We start from the raw sequence: 18,809 nt of genomic DNA, 5'->3' as shown, positions 1-18,809 counted from the left end.
AACAGAAGGGCCGGGCCGTGCATTCCCGGGGTTTGCGGCCTCTGCCGGGCAGGCGGAGAAAGGTGACCGGATTCACATCAGAGGGGTAGTGCGGCGAGCCACGCGGCGACGGCCCCGGTGATCACCTCGAGGGTCTCCTCCTGGGTCGGACCGGTCTTCTTGGGCACCGCGAAGCCGTGATCGGCGTGCGGGACCTCCACCAGTTCGTACGCCGCCTGCGCGCTCGGCGGCGGGAACTCCTCGGGCCTCCCGAAGGGGTCCCGGCCGCCCTGGACGACCAGGGTGGGCCGCCCGGCGCCGGTCAGCTCCCCGGCCCGGGACTTCTCGGGCCGGCCCGGCGGGTGCAGCGGAAACGCCAGCGCCAGCACCCCGGCCGCCCCCAGCTCGGCGGCGGTCCGGCAGGCCACCCGGGCCCCGGCGCTGCGCCCGCCCGCCACCACGGGCAGCCCGGGCCCGGCCAGGGCCGGCCACAGGCCGCGCCAGCCCTCGTCGAGCACCTTGGGCGCGGAGGCCACCTTCTTCCCGGCGACCCGCCACGGCTGCTCGACCAGCGCCACGGTGACCCCCTGCGCGGGCAGCGCGCCGGCCAGGGCCCGGAGGTCGCGGGCCTCGATCCCGCCGCCGGCGCCGTGGCTCACGGCCAGCACGAGGCGGGCCGTACGGGCGGGGGCGGGGTGCCAGGTGATGCGGGCTTCGCCCGCCGGGGTGTCGACGCTCTCCGTACGCGTGGTCATGGACCCATCCTGCACGGGTCAGAACAGCGTGCACTCCTCCGGCGCGGCCAGCTCGTCGAGCAGCTCGGGCCCGTTGTTGCGCACGTTGCTGACGGCCGTGGACACCGGGTACGCGCGCATCAGCCCGCCCGGCGGCGGCGCGAGCAGGGTCTGGAGTTCGTCGGGGTCGGTGCGGGCCGGGTCCAGCCAGGCGTCCCAGCGGTCCGGGGTCAGCATCAGCGGCATCCGGGGGTGGATCTCGGCGAGCGAGGCCGGGCCCTCGGCGGGAGCCACGGCCAGCGGCCCGGTCTCGGCTTCGGCCGTGATCACCGAGCAGGTCGCCCACCAGGCCTGTGGGTGGTCGCCGGGGAGGGCCGGGTCGCGCCAGAACTCGTATATCCCGGCCATGGCGAAGACGGAGCCGTCGGCGGGGAGCACGAAGTAGGGCTGCTTGCGGGCCCGCTTCTTCTTGCCCTCGACCTCGAGCTGCCGTTCGTCGTGGGCGGTGACCCACTCGTAGTAGCCGTCGGCGGGGACGATGCAGCGGCGCTGCGCGAACGGCCTGCGGAAGGACGGCTTCTCGGCCAGCGTCTCGGACCGGGCGTTGGTCATCCGGGCGGCACCGTCGGGGTTCTTGGCCCAGGAGGGGACGAGCCCCCACCTGAGGGTGCGCAGCTGACGAACCGGACGCGGATCCGGAGCGTCCTTCACAGGACGGTCGAGGACGACGTGGACCTCCTTCGTCGGCGCCACGTTCCAGTCCGGGGCCAGGGTCTCCTCCGGCTCCCACCGCTCGATGCCGAAGGCCTCCACCAGGTCCTCGGGTCTGCGACTCGCTGCATACCTTCCGCACATGGCTGCCACACTGCCATCCCACCCGCCCACCACCGCAAGGAGTCCGCCACTCTATGGACAGCACCACGACCGCCGGCCTGTGGGACCGGCTGACCGGTATACAGACCCCGCCGCCCCTGTGGCTGGTGATCGTGACGGGCTTCGTCGCGCTGGCCGCCGTGGGGCCGCGCCCGCTGTGGCGGCTGTCCCGCAACGCCGTGACCATCGCCCACGAGGGGGGCCACGGGCTGGTGGCCCGGCTGACCGGACGGAAGCTCGACGGGATCCGGCTGCACTCCGACACCAGCGGCGTCACCGTCAGCGTCGGCAAGGCGACCGGGCCCGGGATGATCCTGACCGCCGCCGCCGGGTACCCGGCGCCCGCGCTGCTCGGTCTCGGCGGGGCCGCACTGCTGTCGGCCCACCGCATCACGCTGCTGCTGTGGGCGGCCACCGTGCTGCTCCTCGCGATGCTGGTGATGATCCGGAACGCGTACGGGGCCCTGATGGTGGTGCTGGCCGGAGCCGCGTTCGTCCTGGTCTCCTGGCTCGCCACCGCCGAGGTCCAGGCGGCCTTCGCGTATCTGGTGGTGTGGTTCCTGCTGATGGGCGCCGTACGGCCGGTCTTCGAGCTGGGGGCCCAGCGCCGGCACGGCGGGGCGCCGGATTCCGACGCGGACCAGCTGGGGCGGCTCACCCACGTCCACCCGGTCGCCTGGCTGCTCCTGTTCCACACCGTCGCGCTGTGCTCGCTCATCGGCGGCGGGCGCTGGCTTCTCAGCCTCTGAGACGGATCCCGCGCGGGCCCGCTGCGGCGGCGCGATCAAGATCTGGGCCCGGGAGGAGCCACTAAAGTGGGGGCCATGACCGAGACCCCCGCGCTCCACGCCCTCTGGCCCGCTCCGCTCGCCGACGGCACCGTCCACGCCACCGTCACCGTGCCCGGGTCGAAGTCGGTCACCAACCGCGCCCTCGTCCTCGCCGCGCTCGCCGCCGAGCCGGGCTGGGTGCGCCGCCCGCTGCGCTCGCGCGACTCCCAGCTGATGGCGGACGCGCTGCGCGCGCTGGGCGTCGGCATCGAGGAGACGGCATCCTCCAGTTCCGGCGACGGCTCCGGCGGCGAGGCCTGGCGCATCATCCCGGCCGGCCTGCACGGCCCGGCCACCGTCGACGTCGGCAACGCGGGCACGGTCATGCGCTTCCTGCCGCCCGTCGCCACCCTGGCCTCCGGCGACATCCGCTTCGACGGCGACCCGCGTTCCTACGAGCGCCCGCTCGGCCAGGTCATCAGCGCCCTGCGCACCCTCGGCGCCCGGATCGACGACGACGGCCGGGGCGCGCTGCCGCTGACGGTCCAGGGCGGCGGGGCCCTGGAGGGCGGCGTCGTCGAGATCGACGCCTCGAACTCCTCGCAGTTCGTCTCGGCGCTGCTGCTCTCCGGCCCGCGCTTCAACCAGGGCGTCGAGGTCCGGCACACCGGCACCGCCCTGCCGTCGATGCCGCACATCCGGATGACCGTGGAGATGCTGCGCGCGGCGGGCGCCCAGGTCGACACCCCCGAGGCGGGCGGCGAGCCGAACGTGTGGCGGGTCGCGCCGAGCGCGCTGCTGGGCCGCGACATGGTCGTGGAGCCGGACCTGTCGAACGCGCAGCCGTTCCTGGCGGCGGCCCTGATCACCGGCGGCACGGTCACGGTCCCGGACTGGCCGCGCCGCACCACCCAGCCGGGCGACGAGCTGCGCCGGATCTTCACCGAGATGGGGGGTTCCTGCGAGCTGACCGACGCGGGCCTGGTCTTCAGCGGCAGCGGCAAGATCCACGGCATCGACGTGGATCTGAGCGAGGTCGGCGAGCTCACCCCCGGCATCGCGGCCGTGGCGGCGCTGGCCGACTCCCCGTCCACCCTGCGCGGGGTGGCGCACCTGCGGCTGCACGAGACGGACCGGCTGGCGGCGCTGACCGCGGAGATCAACGGCCTCGGCGGCGAGGTCACCGAGACTGCGGACGGCCTGCACATCCGCCCGCGCCCGCTGCACGGGGGTGTCTTCCGCACGTACGACGACCACCGGATGGCCACCGCGGGCGCGGTGATCGGCCTGGCGGTGGAGGGCGTGCAGATCGAGAACGTGGCGACGACCGCGAAGACCCTGCCGGACTTCCCGAAGATGTGGGCCCGAATGCTCTCGGGAGCGGGAGCGTAGGGCCCGTCATGCGCAGGTACGGAAAGCACACCGACGAGGACGACATCCGCCAGCGGCCCAACCCCAAGGGCAACCGGCCCCGGACCACCATCCGGCCCAAGCACGAGGACGCGGCCGAGGGCTTCGTCCTGACCGTCGACCGCGGCCGGCTGACCTGCCTGGTCGACGGCCGCTCGATCACCGCCATGAAGGCCCGCGAGCTGGGCCGCAAGGCGGCGGTGGTCGGCGACCGGGTCTGGATCGTGGGCGACCTGACGGGCAAGAAGGACACCCTGGCGCGGATCGTGCGGATCGAGGAGCGCAAGTCCGTCCTGCGGCGCACCGCGGACGACGACGACCCGTACGAGCGGGTGGTCGTCGCCAACGCGGACCAGCTGGCGATCGTCACGGCGCTGGCCGACCCGGAGCCGCGGCCCCGGATGATCGACCGCTGTCTGGTGGCCGCGTACGACGCCGGGCTGGAGCCGCTGCTGGTGCTCACGAAGTCGGACCTGACCTCCCCGGACAAGATCCTGGAGATCTACTCCACGTTCGGCCTGAACTACGTGGTCACCAACCGCGAGGAGCTGGCGAGCGGCGACGCGGCCGACCGGGTGCGCGACCGCCTGAACGGCCGGATCACCGCCTTCGTCGGGCACTCGGGCGTCGGCAAGACCACCCTGGTGAACTCGCTGGTCGCCGAGGGCCGCCAGCGCGCCACAGGGCACGTCAACGCGGTGACCGGCCGCGGCCGGCACACCACCACGTCCGCGCTCGCACTGCCGCTGCCGGGCGGTGACGGCTGGGTCATCGACACCCCGGGCGTGCGCTCGTTCGGCCTGCACCACGTGGACCCGTCCCGGGTGATCCTGGCCTTCCCGGAACTGGTTCCCGGTACGGAGGGCTGCCCGCGGGCCTGCAGCCACGACGAGCAGGACTGCGCGCTCGACAAGTGGGTGGAGGACGGCCACGCGGATCCGGCGCGCCTGTACTCGCTGCGGCGGCTGCTCCAGACCCGCGAGCGCCGGGAGGGAGACTGATCGTCCGGCGGGGTTTGCCGGGTACCACGTCTGGTAAATGCATAATCCCACCACGTGACACGACGTCACCTGACGCGGGGAGGCATGCGCCATGGCGTGGCTGCTGGTGGTCGTCGCCGGAATGCTGGAGACCGGTTTCGCGGTCTGCCTCAAGCTGTCCCACGGGTTCACCCGGCTGTGGCCGACCATCGCCTTCGCCGCGTTCGCGCTCGGCAGCTTCGGGCTGCTCACCCTGGCCCTGAAGAAGCTGGACGTGGGCCCGGCCTACGCGGTGTGGACGGGCATCGGGGCCGCCGGGACGGCCATCTACGGCATGGTCTTCCTCGGCGATCTGGTCTCGACGCTCAAACTCGTCTCGATCTCGCTGGTCATCCTGGGCGTCATCGGCCTCCAGCTGTCCGGTTCGGCTCACTGAGCAGGCGCAGCAGCCGCATCAGCTCCCCGAGCCCCGGCTCCTCGCCCGGGGCTATCACGTACGACAGCGCGAGGCGCACGGCGAGCTCGCACCGCTGTGCGCCCTCTCCCGGGGTGAGCGCCGCCGATGCCCGGTCGCGGACGGCCCGGGCCAGCTCCCCGGGCCCCGGGGCCGGCACGCCCGGCCGCACTCCCTGCCCGGGCGGCACGGGTAAGTTCCCGTCCCAGCACCCCGTCAGCAGGGCCCGTACGAGGGGACGCGCGCGGGCCGCCCGTACGGTCCACTCCGCGACCGAGGCGAGGCGCTCGGCGGCCCCGGCCGGGGAGCGCAGGACCCGGTCCACCCCTTCCAGGTACCAGTCGGCCTCGCGGCGCACCAGGGCCCGGCCCAGGCCCGCCTTGCCGCCGAACTCGTTGTAGAGGGTCTGCCGGGACACCCCGGCGGTGGCCGCGACGTCGACCATCCGCACGGACGGCCAGGGGCGCGCCAAGAGCGCCGCTCCCGCCGCTTCCAGCAAGGACTCCCGGGCTGCCGGCATCTGCGCCTCCCCGCTCGACTTCCCCCGCTCCGATTCCCCGCTCGGCCTTCCCGCCAGAGTTGACGGACCGGCAGATCCTGTCAAGGGCGCCGGTGGGTCGCACCGTGGACGGCGCTCGCCCGGTCCGGGGAGTCCCGATACTGTTCGGCCATGCCCGAGTATGACGATGACCTCCGCCTTGCCCTTGAGCTCGCCGACGCGGCGGACGCCGCCACGATGCAGCGTTTCCGCGCCCTCGACCTGAAGGTCGAGACGAAGCCGGACATGACCCCGGTGAGCGAGGCGGACAAGGCCGCCGAGGAGATCGTCCGGGCCGGGATCGAGGCCGCGCGGCCCGCCGACGCCATCCTGGGCGAGGAGTACGGCCTCAAGGGCAGCGGCCCGCGCCGCTGGGTCGTGGACCCGATCGACGGCACGAAGAACTACGTGCGCGGCGTCCCCGTCTGGGCCACGCTGATCTCGCTGATGGCGGAGGGCGCCGACGGGGTCTTCCGGCCGGTGGTCGGCGTCGTCTCGGCACCTGCGCTGGGCCGCCGCTGGTGGGCCGCGCAGGGCGGGGGCGCGTACGCCGGCGGTGCGCTGGGCGGGACGCCCGTACCGCTCGGGGTCTCGAAGGTGGGCACCTTGGGCGACGCCTCCTTCGCGTACTCCTCGCTGAGCGGCTGGGAGGAGCAGGGCCGCCTCCCGGGGTTCCTGGACCTGACCCGGCAGTGCTGGCGCACCCGCGGCTACGGCGACTTCTGGCCGTACATGATGGTCGCGGAGGGCTCGCTGGATCTGTGCGCCGAGCCGGAGCTGAACCTGTGGGACATGGCGGCCATCGCGGTCGTGGTCCAGGAGGCGGGCGGCCGGTTCACCGATCTGGACGGCGTGGAGGGCGTGCACGGCGGGAACGCGGCGGCCTCGAACGGGCTGTTGCACGAGGAGATGCTGGGATGTCTGCGCCCGCGCGCCTGAGCCGCCCGGGCCCTGCGCCCGGACAACCGGGTGCGCCCTCTTGATGACCCTCCGTGTCCATGGGAATCTGAGAATCCATCCGCTTGTGCGCTTGTGAAGGACTTCTCTAAGTTCCGTGCCCGTTCGGTGCGGGCCTTCACCGGGTGCACCCACCCAAGCGGAGGGACTCTCCCCAGGAGGTGGCTCTCTTCATGCTCGTCCGTGACGCCATGAGCACCGTGATCCTCACCCTCGGACCCGCCCACACCCTCCGGCAGGCGGCCTGCCTGATGTCCGGCCGACGGGTCGGCGCAGCCGTCGTCCTCGATCCCGACCACAGTGGGATCGGCATCCTGACCGAACGCGACATCCTCAACTCCATCGGCGCGGGACACGATCCCGACCGGGAGTCCGTGGGCGCGCACACCACCAACAACGTGGTGTTCTGCACCCCGCAGGCCACCGTCCAGGAGGCTGCCGAGGCGATGGTCAACGGCGGCTTCCGCCATCTGATCGTGCTGGAGCACGGCGGCCCCGTCGGCATCGTGTCCGTACGCGATGTCATCCGCTGCTGGGTGCCGGCGCGGCGCAGCACCGTACCGGCGTAGCACCGCACGTACCGGCGCAAGCCGGAGGGCCGGACCCCGACGGGGTCCGGCCCTTCAGCTCTCGGCGAGCGGGGAATCAGCCGCGGAGGGCCTGGACCGCGGCCTCCAGCCGCTTGCCGAAGTCACCGTCCGCCTGGCGGAAGTTGTCGATCGCGCGCTCGGCGATGTCGTCACGGGAGACCTTGGCGATGAAGCCGGAGAGGTTCTCGATCAGACGGGACTTCTCGTCCTCGGACATCAGGCGGTAGAGGTTGCCCGCCTGGACGAAGTCGCTGTCCTCGGAGTGCACCGGGGCGGCGTGGTTGCCCGTACCGCCGGTGACCGGGGTGGACTGCCACAGCGGGCGGTCCGTCTGGAAGGGGCCGCCGAAGCTGTTCGGCTCGTAGTTCTTCGCACCCTTGTGGCGGCCGTCGTACAGGAAGCCGTCACGGGAGTTGGTGCGCGCCTCGGTGGCGTGCGGGCGGTTCACCGGCAGGTGGTCGGCGTTGATGCCGACGCGGTAGCGGTGGGCGTCGCCGTACGCGAAGAGACGGCCCTGGAGCATCTTGTCGGGGGACGGGCCGATGCCGGGGACGAAGTGCGCCGGGCTGAAGATGCTCTGCTCGACCTCGGCGAAGACGTTCTCCGGGTTGCGGTTGAGCTCCAGCTTGCCGATCTCGATCGGCGGGTAGTCCTCGTGCGGCCACACCTTGGTGAGGTCGAACGGGTTGAAGCGGTAGCCGGACGCCTCCGCCGCCGGCATGATCTGGACCTGCACGGTCCAGGTCGGGAACTCGCCGCGCTCGATGGACTCGCGCAGGTCGCGCTGGTGCGAGTCGGGGTCCGCGCCGGCGAGGGCGTTGGCCTCGGCCTGCGTGAGGTTCTTGATGCCCTGGTCGGTCTTGAAGTGGTACTTGACCCAGAAGACCTCGCCGGCCTCGTTGTTCCACTGGAACGTGTGCGAGCCGTAGCCGTTCATGTGACGGTAGGACGCCGGTATGCCGCGGTCGCCGAACAGCCAGGTCACCTGGTGGGTGGACTCGGGCGACAGACCCCAGAAGTCCCAGACGTTGTCCGCCTCCTGCGAGCCCGTGTACGGGTCGCGCTTCTGGGTGTGGATGAAGTCGGGGAACTTGATGGCGTCCTTGATGAAGAACACCGGCGTGTTGTTGCCGACGAGGTCGTAATTGCCCTCTTCGGTGTAGAACTTCAGCGCCCAGCCGCGGGGGTCGCGCACCGCGTCGGCCGCACCGAGGTTGCCCGCGACGGTGGAGAAGCGCAGGAAGGTCTCGGTCTGCTTGCCGACCTCGGACAGGAACTTCGCCCGGGTCCACTGCGACACGTCACGGGTGAGAGTGAAGGTGCCGTACGCGCCGGCGCCGCGGGCGTGCACGACGCGCTCCGGGATGCGCTCGCGGTTGAAGTGGGCCAGCTTCTCGAGGAGCAGCTGGTCCTGGACCAGAACGGGACCTCCGACGCCGGCCGTCTCGCTGTTCTGGTTGTCGGCGACCGGAGCCCCGGCCTCCGTGGTGAGCGGTCCCTGCGTCACGTGCGCCTCCTGCGTCATTCCCTGCGTGTCCTGTCCTTGGCCTTTGCCGTACTCGATCCTACGATGGACTTTGTCTAAGTCAAGCAAGGATCCAACTCCATACCAGTTCGGGAGTTACACCCAATCCCCTCGCTGTTAGGCTGGTGTCCATGAGTGACCTGCTGGAACGACTTCGCGGACGCGGATGGCGCATGACCGCACAGCGGCGCGTCGTGGCCGAGGTGCTCGACGGTGACCACGTTCACCTGACGGCCGACGAGGTGCACGCCCGGGCGGTGGACAAGCTGCCGGAGATCTCGCGCGCCACCGTCTACAACACACTGGGCGAGCTCGTGTCCCTCGGCGAGGTCCTGGAGGTCTCCACGGACCGCCGGGCCAAGCGCTATGACCCGAACGCCCACCAGCCCCACCAGCACCTGGTCTGCGCCCAGTGCGGTGCGATCCGCGACGTGCACCCGTCGGGCAACCCGCTGGCCGACCTCCCGGACGCGGAGCGCTTCGGCTTCGTGGTGTCGGCGGTCGAGGTGACGTACCGGGGCCTGTGCCCGTCCTGCTCGGGGGCATGACCAACGCAGACGGGCCCGGGAGCGATGCTCCCGGGCCCGTCTTTTTTGGCGTGAAACGTGGCGCGAAACGACTGAAGGCCCGGATCCAAGGATCCGGGCCTTCGGCCTTCAGTAGCGGGGACAGGATTTGAACCTGCGACCTCTGGGTTATGAGCCCAGCGAGCTACCGAGCTGCTCCACCCCGCGTCGGTAAACACGACTTTACGCGAGGCCCCCCGACAGATGCAAATCGCTTAACCATCCGGCCCCCCGCGCTTGAGGCGCGGGGGCCAGGGGTCAGGCGGAGAGCTCCTCGGCCAGCGCCTCGCGGAGCCTGGCCGCCCGTTCGGAGACCTCCGCCGGCCCCAGCTCCATGGCCCGGACGCACCACTTCTGCCCCTCCGCCAGGTCCCCGTGCCGCGCAGCGAGGAGCCCCAGCCGCAACGCCGCCCGGCCGTGCCCGGCCACCGCGGCCCGGGTCCACCACAGCGCGGCCTCCGGCTCGTTCCCCTCGCGGGCGAGCAGCAGCCCGAGGTTGAACGCCCCGTTGCGGGAGCCCGCCTCCGCCGCCTCCCGGTACCACCGCGCCGCGACCGCCAGATCGCCCCGCGCAGCGGCCAGCATCCCGACCCGGACCTGCGCACGCCGGTGCCCCAGCTCCGCGGCCCGCTCGTACCACTCCTCGCTCTCGGTGCGCTCGGCGCCGCCGACCGGCTCGCCCAGCGCCACCGGCTCCGGCGGCGGAGCCAGCGATTCCAGAAGCGCGGCCAGCCGGAACGCCGCCTCCGCGCTGCCGCCGCCCGCGGCGCACCGCAGGTGCCGCTCCGCCGCCCGGTCCTCGCCGTCGCGGACCAGCGCGATGCCGACCTGGAGCGCCGCGTCCGTGTGGCCCGCCGACGCGGCCCGCTCGTACCACTTCAGCGCCGTCCGGTCGTCGTCCCGGCTCGCGAACAGGATCCCGAGGTTGAACGCGGCGTCGACGCTGCCCGCCTCGGCCGCCTTCGAGAACCACGGCTCGGCCCCCGCCGCGTCGCCGACCTGCAACAGCATGATCGCGAGGGCGTTGGCGGCCTCCCGGTGGCCGGCGTAGGCCGCCCGCCGGTACCACTGCTCGGCCTGGGCGGTCCGCTCCTGTGCGGCGCACAGCAAAGCAAGGTTGTACGCCCCGTTCTGGTCGCCCGCGTCCATGGCGGTGCGGTACCACTTCTCCGCGGTCTGGGTCTCGCCCCGTGCGGCGTGCAGCGCGCCCAGCGCATTGGCGGCGTTCCCGTCGCCGTCCTGTGCGGCGCGGTTCCACCACGCGACGGCGCTCTCCTCGTCGCCGGCGTCGCGCAGCAGGAAGCCGAGCGCGCACGCGGCCCGTGCCTCGCCCTGCTTGGCGGAGGTCAGGTACCAGCGCCCGGCCTCCTTGAGTTCCCCGCGCGCCTCCAGCAGGGCGCCCAGGTGCAGCGCGGCCCGCCGGTGCCCGCGCGCGGCGGCCTGCCGGTACCACTGCTCGGCCTCGGCGGGGTCGCCCTTGCGCAGGTGCCGGGCGAGCCGGTACGCGGCCTCACGGTGCCCCTGCTCGGCCGCCTGGCGCAGCCAGCGCTCGACGCCCTTGTCGCCGCGGTGCTCGAGCAGGTCGGCGAGCCCGTACGCACCGAGGGCATGGCCGGATTCGGCCGCCTGGCGCAGCCAGTACTCGGCGGCGGGCTCGTCCCCGCGCTCACGGAAGTGGCGGCCCAGGGCGTGTGCGGCCGGCGCGGATCCGGCCACGGCGGCGACCCGCCACCAGCCGGCGGCCTCCTCGGGGTAACCCCGCTGGAGCAGCAGCACTCCCAGGTTGTTGGCGGCGGCGCGGTCCCCTTCCGCGGTGGCGCCGCGCAGGTACGGCTCGGCGCCGGTCAGGTCGCCGCGGCGCAGCAGCAGCGCCCCGAGCACGCTCATCGCGCCCGGGTCACCCCGGTCGGCCGCGACCCGGTGCCGTGCTTCCAGCTCGGCGTCGCTCGCCGGATCGGTTTCGGCGAACATCTCTTCCGCGAAATCCGCATCGGTCAGTGCGGTCTGCGCGTTAACGACCGGAGCCTCCTCGTTGGCCTCTGCGCCCGATTCGACTTCCGCCCTCACAAACCGCCCTGTCTCCAGCAGAGTTGACCTGTCCCCCATAAATCCCATCGTCGCATCACCTGCTACCCGCGTACACCTGGTATGTCGCAGCCTGTGAGGTCACTACAGCGTTTTGTCGACATGCCCACAGAGAGATAAGTCAAACACGCTCCCGCCCCAACTCACCCGTCCCGGCTACCTCGTGACACCCGCGTGTCCCCCTGGACATGACGAAGGCCCGGATCCCATGGATCCGGGCCTTCATCTTCAGTAGCGGGGACAGGATTTGAACCTGCGACCTCTGGGTTATGAGCCCAGCGAGCTACCGAGCTGCTCCACCCCGCGTCGGTGAAACCACAGTATCACGACGCGAGACTGAGCCATTACCGACGCTGCGCCCTTCTCACTGCGTACCGGGCTTCGGGGCCGTCAGCTTCGCCTCCGCGTCGATCGCCCGCTGCAGCGCCGCCTTGATGTCGTCCTGGGCCTTGCCGAAGGCCGCCCAGTCGCCTGCCTGGCGGGCCTTCTCGGCTGCCTCGATCGCCTTCTTCGCATCGTCGAGGGCCGCCTTGACCGTCGGGTCCGTGGCGGTCGGGGGCGTGGTGGTGCCTTCGCCCGGCGGGGTCTCGGGAGTTGTGGGCACCGTCGGCGCCTCGGCTCCGAAGACCACGTTCAGCGCCTTCTCCAGGGAGTCCTCGAACGCGGTCTGGCCGCCGTACGTCACCAGCACCTTGCGCAGCAGCGGGTACTTCAGCCCCGAACTGCGCACGTACACCGGCTCCACGTACAGCATCCCGCCGTCCAGCGGCACCGCGAGCAGGTTGCCGTACTCGACCTCGGAGTCGCCGCCGCGCAGCAGCCGGATCGACTCGGCGATCTTCGGTTCGGACTGGAACTTGCTCTGCACCTGCTTGGGGCCGTCGACCGGCTTGCTGGTCGGCAGCTTCAGGATTCTGATCTTGCCGTAGTCCGGGGTGCCGGGATCGGCGTTGACCGCCATGAAGGCGCTCAGGTTGTCCCGCTCGTTCGGCGTGAACGTCGTCGTGAGCGAGAAGACCTGGTCCTTCTCCTTCTGGTCCGGCATCTTCATCGACAGGTAGTACGGCGGGACCGCCGTGCCGGCCTTGGTCGTCGGGTCGTCCGGGACGGCCCAGGCCTCACTGCCGCTGAGGAAGGTCTGCGGGTCCGTGACGTGGTACCGGGTGAGCAGCTCGCGCTGGACCTTGAACAGGTCCTGCGGGTAGCGCAGGTGGTCCATGAGCGGCTTGGAGATGTCGCTCTTGGGCTTGACCGTCCCCGGGAACGCCTTCATCCAGGTCTTCAGGACCGGGTCCTCGGTGTCCCACTGGTACAGACTGACCGTGCCGTCGTACGCGTCGACGGTGGCCTTGACCGAGTTGCGGATGTAGTTGACCTGGTTCTCCTGCGCCACCACCGCGCGCTGGCTGTTGGTGAGCGAGTCCGCGGTGCTCTGGCCCAGCGTGGTGCGCGAGGCGTACGGGTAGCCGTTCGTCGTCGTGTACGCATCGACGATCCACTTGATCCGGCCGTCGATGACCGCCGGGTACGGGGCGCCGTCGATGGTCAGCCACGGGGCGACGGCCTCGACGCGCTCCTTGGGCGTGCGGTGGTAGAGGATCCGCGAGCCGTCGCCGATGGCGCCCGAGTAGAGGATCTGCGGCTCGTTGAACGCGAGCGCGTACGCCGCCCTGTTGACCGGGTTGTCGAGGTTGACGCCGGAGTCGCCCTTGTAGCTCGTCTCCTTCTCGCCCTTGTCGTCCGAGTAGTCGAGCTCCTTCTGCGGTCCGCCGACGATCGAGTACTGCTTCGTCTGCTCGCCGTAGTAGATGCGCTGCTCGAAGTCCGTGCCGAACATCCCCTTGGAAGGCAGGTCGGACTGCGTGAAGTCGGGGGCGCCGTCCTTGACGGTGGTGCCCTTGGCCGCGACGACCCCGTAGCCGTGCGTGTACTTGAAGTGGTCGTTGATCCAGTTGTTCTTCGGGATGCCGCCGATGTTCAGCTCGCGCAGCCCGATGACCGTGTCCTGGCCGCTGTACCGGTCCACGGCGAGCGTGGACGGGAAGGCGTAGTAGCCCTTGACCTGCTGGAGCTGCTGGAACGCCGGCGAGACGATGTTCGGGTCGAGGAGCCGGACGCTTGCGGTGGTGTTGGCCGCCTGCCGCAGCTTGGTCTTGTCCTCGGTCTGCGGGACGCCCGGGTAGTCCTTCACGTCGGACTGGTCGATCCCGTACGCGTCGCGCGTCGCCTTGATGTTCTTCTCGACGTACGGCGATTCCTTGGCCTGCTCGTTCGGCTGGACCTGGAACTTCTGCACGATCGCCGGGTAGAGCCCGCCGATCAGGATCGCCGAGAGCACCATCAGGCCGAAGCCGATGACGGGCAGCTGCCAGGTGCGGCGCCACAGCGTCGCGAAGAAGAGCACGGCGCAGATGGCGGCGATGGCGATGAGGATCGTCTTCGCCGGCAGGTACGCGTTCGCGTCGACGTAGCGCAGGCCGGTCCAGTTGTCCGCGGCCTTGAAGTCGCTGGACTTCACGGCGAGGCCGTACCGGTCGAGCCAGTACGCGACCGCCTTCAGCGTCACGAAGAGGCCGAGCAGCACCGACAGGTGCCCGGTCGCCGCGGCGGTGGCCCGGGCGCCCGGGCTGGTCACGCGCAGCCCGCCGTACAGGTAGTGGACGACGACCGCGGCGATCACCGACAGCACGACCGCGGCGAAGCCGAAGCCGAGCAGGAAGCGGTACCAGGGCAGGTCGAAGGTGTAGAACGACACGTCCAGGTGGAACTGGGGGTCCTTCTGCCCGAAGGGCACCCCGTTCACGTACATCAGCCAGGTCTTCCACTGGCCCGCCGCCGAGGCGCCCGCGATCATGCCGACGAGCGCCGCGATCCCGAAGAGCAGCCACTTCTTGTACGGGGCGACGCTCATCCGGTAGCGGTCGAGGCTCTGCTGCTCCATCGACATCGCGGACAGCGGCGGCCGCAGCCGGTACGCCAGCCAGATGTTCAGCCCGACGGCACCGGCCATCAGCAGGCCGAAGACGGCGAAGAGGCCGATCTTGGTCCACAGGGTGGTGGTGAAGACGCTGGAGTACTTAACGGAGCGGAACCAGAGCCAGTCCGTCCAGAAGCCCGCGAACATGATGAACGCCATGCCGAGGACGGCCAGTACGCCCAAGGTCATCAGAAGAGTTCGGGCACGCCGGGAGGGGCGGCCGACTCTCATCCGTGGCCCGGAGGGGCCTCCGCCGCGGTCCGGCATCTGGAAAGCCAAGGTGCGCACCTCGAAAGTCGCTGAGTCTCGTTGCTGGACATTTCTCAAGCTGGGCCCCGATGGTAGGGCCCACTCATGCAACTTACTGAGGCTTTAGTCAGTTCCCGGTATCGGGTGGAAAGGAGGCAGGATGTTGTCCATGTCCAACCTTTCGCCTTCCCCGGGCGGCACGCCGATGGCGGCCACCCCCCTGACGCGTGCCGTCCTCGAGATCGACGAGTACGCCTCCACCCTCGGCTGGGACAAGCCCGCCCGGCTGTTCGCGCTCGTCGACACCGCCAAGCTCCGCAAGTCGGAGCCCCGGCTCGCGAGCCAGCTCGGCCTCGACCAGGACGACGCGGGCAAGAGCCAGCTGACCCCGATCGAGCAGGACGAGGTGCCGAAGGGCACGCCGCTGGACAAGTTCCTGGGAACCATCGCCTGGCCCCCGTCGATCGTGGGCTGCGCGCTGACGGTGGAGCGGCTGATGCTGCCGCCGTCCGCGGAGGCCTCCGTTCCGGAGGGGCTGAGCGACAAGCAGCTGGCGAAGTGGGTCGCCTCGCACCCGGACCGGCAGGAGGTGCGGCTCACCGTGGGCGTGCTGCGCGACGGGTCACGGGAGTCGGCCGTGCGCCTGCGCGAGAAGGACTCGTCGACCGAGGTGCTGACCGGCGCGAGCCTGGTCCCGGGCCTGGCCGACGCGCTGGCCGCGACCTTCCTGGACTGAGCGGGACCGGCCGCCCCGTTTCCGGCGGACCGGTCAGGGCTTGCCGCACTGCGGCAGCCCGGCCGTGTCCCCCTTGCTGATCTTCTCCAGCGCCTTCGTGGCGTCGTCGATGGTGGAGACCTTCACGAGGGTCAGGCCGTCGGGTACGTGCTGGACGGCGGAGGGGCAGTTCTCGGCGGGCGTCAGGAAGTACTCGGCGCCGGCCTGGCGGGCCCCGATCGTCTTCATCTGGATGCCGCCGATGGGGCCGACCTTGCCCGCGTCGTCGATGGTGCCGGTGCCCGCGACGAACTTGCCGCTGGTCAGATCGCCCGGGGTGAGCTTGTCGACGATGCCGAGGGCGAACATCAGGCCCGCGCTCGGTCCGCCGACGTCGGCGAGCTTGATGTCGATCCCGAACGGGAAGGTGTGGTCGGTGCCCGCCCGGATGCCGACGATGGCGTGCCCGTCGCCCTCCGCCCTGGCGGTGGTGATCACGACCTTGGCCGACCCGGTGGGCTCGCGGTGCGCCTTCTCGGCCTCGGCCGCCTCGGCCGTGGGCACGATGGTGAACTCGACCGGCTCGCCGGCCTTGTGCTTGGTGACGAGCTTGGCCACGTCCTCGGGGGCGTTGACCGGGTTGCCGTCGACCGCCCGGATCACGTCACCGGCGTGCAGTTCGCCCTCGGCGGGGCTGCCCTTGACGACGGTGGAGACCACGACGCGGGAGGTGACCCCCGGAGTGCCCAGCTGCTTGAGGGCCGCCACCTTGGCGCTCTCCTGCGACTGGCTGAACTCCTCCGCGTTCTCCTGGGTGGACTGCTCCTCCGTCTTCCCGTCCGGGTAGAGGTTCTCGTGCGGGACGACGATGTTGTCGTCGGACAGCCAGCCGTAGACCGCTTCGAGCAGGTTCATGTCGTAGTCGGCGCCCGTGACGCGGACCGTCGTCATGTTGAGGTGCCCGCTGGTCGGGTACGTCTTGTGGTCCGCGATGCTGATGACGGGCTCGCCGCGCGAGTCCCCGAGCGTGTTCACCGTCGGGCCCGGGCTCATTTCCGAGTACGGGACCTTGATGAACACCCCTGCGCAGAGCAGCGCGAACAGCATGAGGGTGGAGGCGAGCATCGTCGCAGTGCGGCGTGGCATGGATCGACAGTACGGGACGGCCCTGACGGGCGGCCGCCGGGGCCCGGTCCGTATAGGGCACGTACGGAAACTCTCAGCGGATTCTCAGGGAACCCGGGGGCCTCGCCCGGGACGCGTCACACCGCGTCGGAACCGGAATGGGCCGCTGCCTTCGCCCTGGCCGGATCGGCCTTGTCCATCGCTTCACGGAACCTCGCGTAACCCGCGAGTTCGGATATGTCACCTTGAGTGCGGTCGCGCGCCGCCCAGCTGCCCCATATCGCCGCTCCGATGGCGGCGAACAGCGGAATCAGCAACCACGCCAATGACGCCATGGACGTGCCTCCCTGCCCCGAAAGTACGTGTCGTTGGTGGCTTCAACGCTCGTGCCCGGGAGGGGGTTACGCAAATCGAGGGCGTGTTGCGCGGCCGAACGGGTGGGACAGTACCGGTACGCGAAAACCACCCCGCGCCCGGGGGCCCCTGTCTGATCAGCAGGCGCCGACCCATTCCTCCGTGCCGTCCGAGAAGGTCTGGTGCTTCCAGATCGGGACCTCGTGCTTCAGGTCGTCGATCAGCATCCGGCAGGCCTCGAAGGCCTCGCCGCGGTGCGGGCAGGACACGGCCACGATCACCGCGAGATCGCCGACGGACAGGTCGCCGACGCGGTGGACGGCGGCCAGGGCTCGGACCGGGTACTTGGCCACCACGCGCTCGGCGATGCGCCGCATCTCGGCCTCGGCCGTCGGGTGGCAGGAGTAGCCGAGCGCCTCGACGTCCGCCCCGGCGTCGTGGTTGCGCACCGTGCCGACGAAGAGCGTCGTACCGCCCGTCGCGTCGTCGCCGACGGCCGTGAAGACCTCGTCGAGCGAGAGCGGGGTCTCGCGGATCTCGAGCAGCCGGATCGGGTCCGAAGCGGCCTGCTCGCCGGGGTGGTCGAAGTGCGGTGCCATGAAGCCATCGTGCACCACCGCTCTCACATCCAGGAATAGCCGATTCGACCGGCTGTACGACCTGCGGATATGGAGCGTCCTACAGAACCCCCGCCCGATCCGGGGCCGGGCCCGGGCCGGGGCCCGGCACGGATCAGGCGGGGCGGGGGTCAGAGGCCCCGGCGGCGGCGGGCGGCCCGGACCACAGCGGCGGCGCCCAGCAGGGCCACCGTCGCACCCGCGGCGCCCGCGGCGGTGGCGTCCTTGCGGCCCAGGCGGCGGCCCGCGACGGTATGCCGGCCCGCGGCCTCCTGGAGGAGCTCGGCCAGCACCTCCTCGTTGGTCCAGCGCGGCCGCCAGCCCGCCGCGTGCAGCCCGCTGACGCTGACCACCCACGGGTGCATCGTGTACGCCAGGTCGCCGGCCGGGGACGGCGTCAGGCCGATCCGGTGCAGCCGGGCCGCCGCGCCCAGCGCGACCGCCGAAGGGAGCTCCATGCGGCGGATGCCGCTCAGCTCCTCGACCTCCTCCTGCTCCAGCCAGCCCTCGCAGCCCACCGCGAGCTCGCCCTCGACCTTCTCCAGGGCGGCGTACTCCAGCGCGCTGACCAGGTCCTCGACGTGGCAGAACTGCCAGGTCGGCCTCGATCCGGCCACCACCAGCAGGCGCGGGGACTCGAAATAGCGGGTCAGGGCGGTGTCCGTGCCGCCGACCAGGACCGCGGGGCGGACCACCGTGACGTTCAGGCCGGGGTGCGCCCGGGGCGCCCGGCGGCCCAGCCGCTCGATCTCCAGCAGGTCGCCGACGCCGGTCGCCTCGGCCGTGGCCCGCAGCTCGGAGTCCTCCGACAGCGGGATGTCGTTGTCCGGCAGGGCCCCGTAGACCATCGCCGAGGTGCACAGCACGACCCGGTGCACCCCGGCCGCCGCGGCGGCCGTCAGGACGGTCTGGGTCCCGCGCACGTTGTACGCCGTACGGGCCGCCGGGTCCGTCTCGAGGTCGAGGTCCAGCGCCAGGTGGACGACCACGTCGGCGCCGCGCAGCTTCTCGGCGATCGCGGGGTCCCGTACGTCCAGGACGTGCCACTGCGCGGCCGCGCACTCGCCGCGCCGCTCGTCGATCGCCACGACCTGCTTGACCTCGTCGGAGGCGGCCAGGCGCGCCACCAGGGCCGCCCCGACCCCGGCGGCGGCGCCGGTCACGGCGATCACCGGACCTCGCGCTGCCTGGTTTCGCGGCCGGCGAACGCCGTCGGCGCTTTCACCGTGCTCAGGGCGGTTTTCGGCGTCGTGCGGCGCGCGAACCTGCGGATCTGGGGAACTCACCAGGCGTCTCCAGCGGTTGTCTTCA

18 protein-coding genes and 2 tRNA genes are annotated in these 18,809 nt (G+C 71.4%); 8 read left to right on the top strand and 12 right to left on the bottom strand.

The window, feature by feature from the left end; genetic code table 11:
- Positions 1-77 precede the first annotated feature (77 nt).
- Together IF09_RS0101860 and IF09_RS0101855 are read right to left on the bottom strand one after the other, a co-directional pair.
- Positions 78-734 (bottom strand): alpha/beta family hydrolase, encoded by a 657-nt coding sequence (locus IF09_RS0101860; protein ID WP_030291275.1) that lies wholly within the window; start codon positions 732-734, stop codon positions 78-80.
- Between the two features lie 18 nt (positions 735-752).
- Positions 753-1,568: an SOS response-associated peptidase gene (locus IF09_RS0101855; RefSeq protein ID WP_030291274.1), complete on the bottom strand. Its 816-nt coding sequence runs from the start codon at positions 1,566-1,568 to the stop codon at positions 753-755.
- A 53-nt stretch (positions 1,569-1,621) separates the two neighbouring features.
- Here IF09_RS0101855 and IF09_RS0101850 point away from each other — a divergent pair, with 53 nt between their 5' ends.
- The 4 genes from IF09_RS0101850 to IF09_RS0101835 all read left to right on the top strand — a co-directional run bounded on the left by IF09_RS0101850 (position 1,622) and on the right by IF09_RS0101835 (position 5,182).
- Positions 1,622-2,335: a M50 family metallopeptidase gene (locus IF09_RS0101850; protein ID WP_030291273.1), complete on the top strand. Its 714-nt coding sequence runs from the start codon at positions 1,622-1,624 to the stop codon at positions 2,333-2,335.
- Positions 2,336-2,410: 75 nt separating this feature from the next.
- A complete protein-coding gene (gene aroA, locus IF09_RS0101845; protein ID WP_030291271.1) occupies positions 2,411-3,748 on the top strand; it encodes a 3-phosphoshikimate 1-carboxyvinyltransferase in 1,338 nt (445 codons plus the stop codon).
- Positions 3,749-3,756: 8 nt separating this feature from the next.
- A complete protein-coding gene (gene rsgA / locus IF09_RS0101840) occupies positions 3,757-4,767 on the top strand; it encodes a ribosome small subunit-dependent GTPase A (RefSeq protein ID WP_030291267.1) in 1,011 nt (336 codons plus the stop codon).
- A gap of 91 nt (positions 4,768-4,858) precedes the next feature.
- Positions 4,859-5,182 (top strand): DMT family transporter, encoded by a 324-nt coding sequence (locus IF09_RS0101835; protein WP_030291266.1) that lies wholly within the window; start codon positions 4,859-4,861, stop codon positions 5,180-5,182.
- Here the strand turns inward: IF09_RS0101835 and IF09_RS0101830 are convergent.
- Entirely contained in the window at positions 5,148-5,720 is a 573-nt protein-coding gene (locus IF09_RS0101830; protein WP_030291265.1) for a TetR/AcrR family transcriptional regulator, read from the bottom strand. The two genes, IF09_RS0101835 and IF09_RS0101830, sit on opposite strands and share 35 nt — an antisense overlap.
- 150 nt (positions 5,721-5,870) lie before the next feature.
- Here IF09_RS0101830 and hisN point away from each other — a divergent pair, with 150 nt between their 5' ends.
- Positions 5,871-6,677, top strand: coding sequence for a histidinol-phosphatase (gene hisN / locus IF09_RS0101825; protein ID WP_030291263.1), 807 nt, complete (start codon positions 5,871-5,873; stop codon positions 6,675-6,677).
- A gap of 191 nt (positions 6,678-6,868) precedes the next feature.
- Entirely contained in the window at positions 6,869-7,264 is a 396-nt protein-coding gene (locus tag IF09_RS0101820; RefSeq protein WP_030291261.1) for a cyclic nucleotide-binding/CBS domain-containing protein, read from the top strand.
- A 76-nt stretch (positions 7,265-7,340) separates the two neighbouring features.
- Here IF09_RS0101820 and IF09_RS0101815 read toward each other — a convergent pair whose 3' ends face one another.
- Positions 7,341-8,810, bottom strand: a complete 1,470-nt coding sequence (locus tag IF09_RS0101815) for a catalase (protein ID WP_030291259.1) — start codon at positions 8,808-8,810, stop codon at positions 7,341-7,343.
- A gap of 131 nt (positions 8,811-8,941) precedes the next feature.
- Between IF09_RS0101815 and IF09_RS0101810 the strand changes: the two genes are divergently transcribed.
- The gene (locus tag IF09_RS0101810; protein WP_030291258.1) at positions 8,942-9,358 is read left to right on the top strand and encodes a Fur family transcriptional regulator; all 417 of its coding nucleotides are present in this window, start codon (positions 8,942-8,944) and stop codon (positions 9,356-9,358) included.
- A 112-nt stretch (positions 9,359-9,470) separates the two neighbouring features.
- On the opposite strand, the gene IF09_RS0101805 is transcribed toward IF09_RS0101810, so the two are convergent.
- The 4 genes from IF09_RS0101805 to IF09_RS0101790 all read right to left on the bottom strand — a co-directional run bounded on the left by IF09_RS0101805 (position 9,471) and on the right by IF09_RS0101790 (position 14,705).
- A tRNA-Met gene (locus IF09_RS0101805) sits at positions 9,471-9,544 on the bottom strand.
- Positions 9,545-9,634: 90 nt separating this feature from the next.
- Complete coding sequence (locus IF09_RS0101800; RefSeq protein ID WP_063607302.1) at positions 9,635-11,491, bottom strand: tetratricopeptide repeat protein; 1,857 nt, start codon at positions 11,489-11,491, stop codon at positions 9,635-9,637.
- 202 nt (positions 11,492-11,693) lie between these two features.
- Positions 11,694-11,767 (bottom strand) — tRNA-Met (locus IF09_RS0101795).
- 58 nt (positions 11,768-11,825) lie between these two features.
- Entirely contained in the window at positions 11,826-14,705 is a 2,880-nt protein-coding gene (locus IF09_RS0101790) for a UPF0182 family protein (RefSeq protein ID WP_234320863.1), read from the bottom strand.
- A 142-nt stretch (positions 14,706-14,847) separates the two neighbouring features.
- Between IF09_RS0101790 and IF09_RS0101785 the strand changes: the two genes are divergently transcribed.
- A complete protein-coding gene (locus IF09_RS0101785; protein WP_030291251.1) occupies positions 14,848-15,423 on the top strand; it encodes a PPA1309 family protein in 576 nt (191 codons plus the stop codon).
- Positions 15,424-15,456: 33 nt separating this feature from the next.
- Here IF09_RS0101785 and IF09_RS0101780 read toward each other — a convergent pair whose 3' ends face one another.
- The 4 genes from IF09_RS0101780 to IF09_RS0101765 form a co-directional block, all read right to left on the bottom strand.
- Positions 15,457-16,548, bottom strand: coding sequence for a PDZ domain-containing protein (locus IF09_RS0101780; RefSeq protein ID WP_030291249.1), 1,092 nt, complete (start codon positions 16,546-16,548; stop codon positions 15,457-15,459).
- 116 nt (positions 16,549-16,664) lie between these two features.
- On the bottom strand, positions 16,665-16,862 hold the full coding sequence (locus IF09_RS0101775) for a hypothetical protein (protein WP_030291247.1): 198 nt from the start codon (positions 16,860-16,862) through the stop codon (positions 16,665-16,667).
- Between the two features lie 156 nt (positions 16,863-17,018).
- On the bottom strand, positions 17,019-17,480 hold the full coding sequence (locus IF09_RS0101770; protein WP_030291245.1) for a molybdenum cofactor biosynthesis protein MoaE: 462 nt from the start codon (positions 17,478-17,480) through the stop codon (positions 17,019-17,021).
- A gap of 149 nt (positions 17,481-17,629) precedes the next feature.
- A complete protein-coding gene (locus IF09_RS0101765; protein ID WP_030291242.1) occupies positions 17,630-18,784 on the bottom strand; it encodes an SDR family oxidoreductase in 1,155 nt (384 codons plus the stop codon).
- Positions 18,785-18,809 lie beyond the last annotated feature (25 nt).

It is taken from the genome of Streptomyces katrae, from assembly GCF_000717655.1.
Lineage (GTDB): Bacteria > Actinomycetota > Actinomycetes > Streptomycetales > Streptomycetaceae > Streptomyces > Streptomyces katrae_B.
Note: the sequence above shows the minus strand (reverse complement) of the source record. Positions and strands in the feature narration are given on the sequence as shown.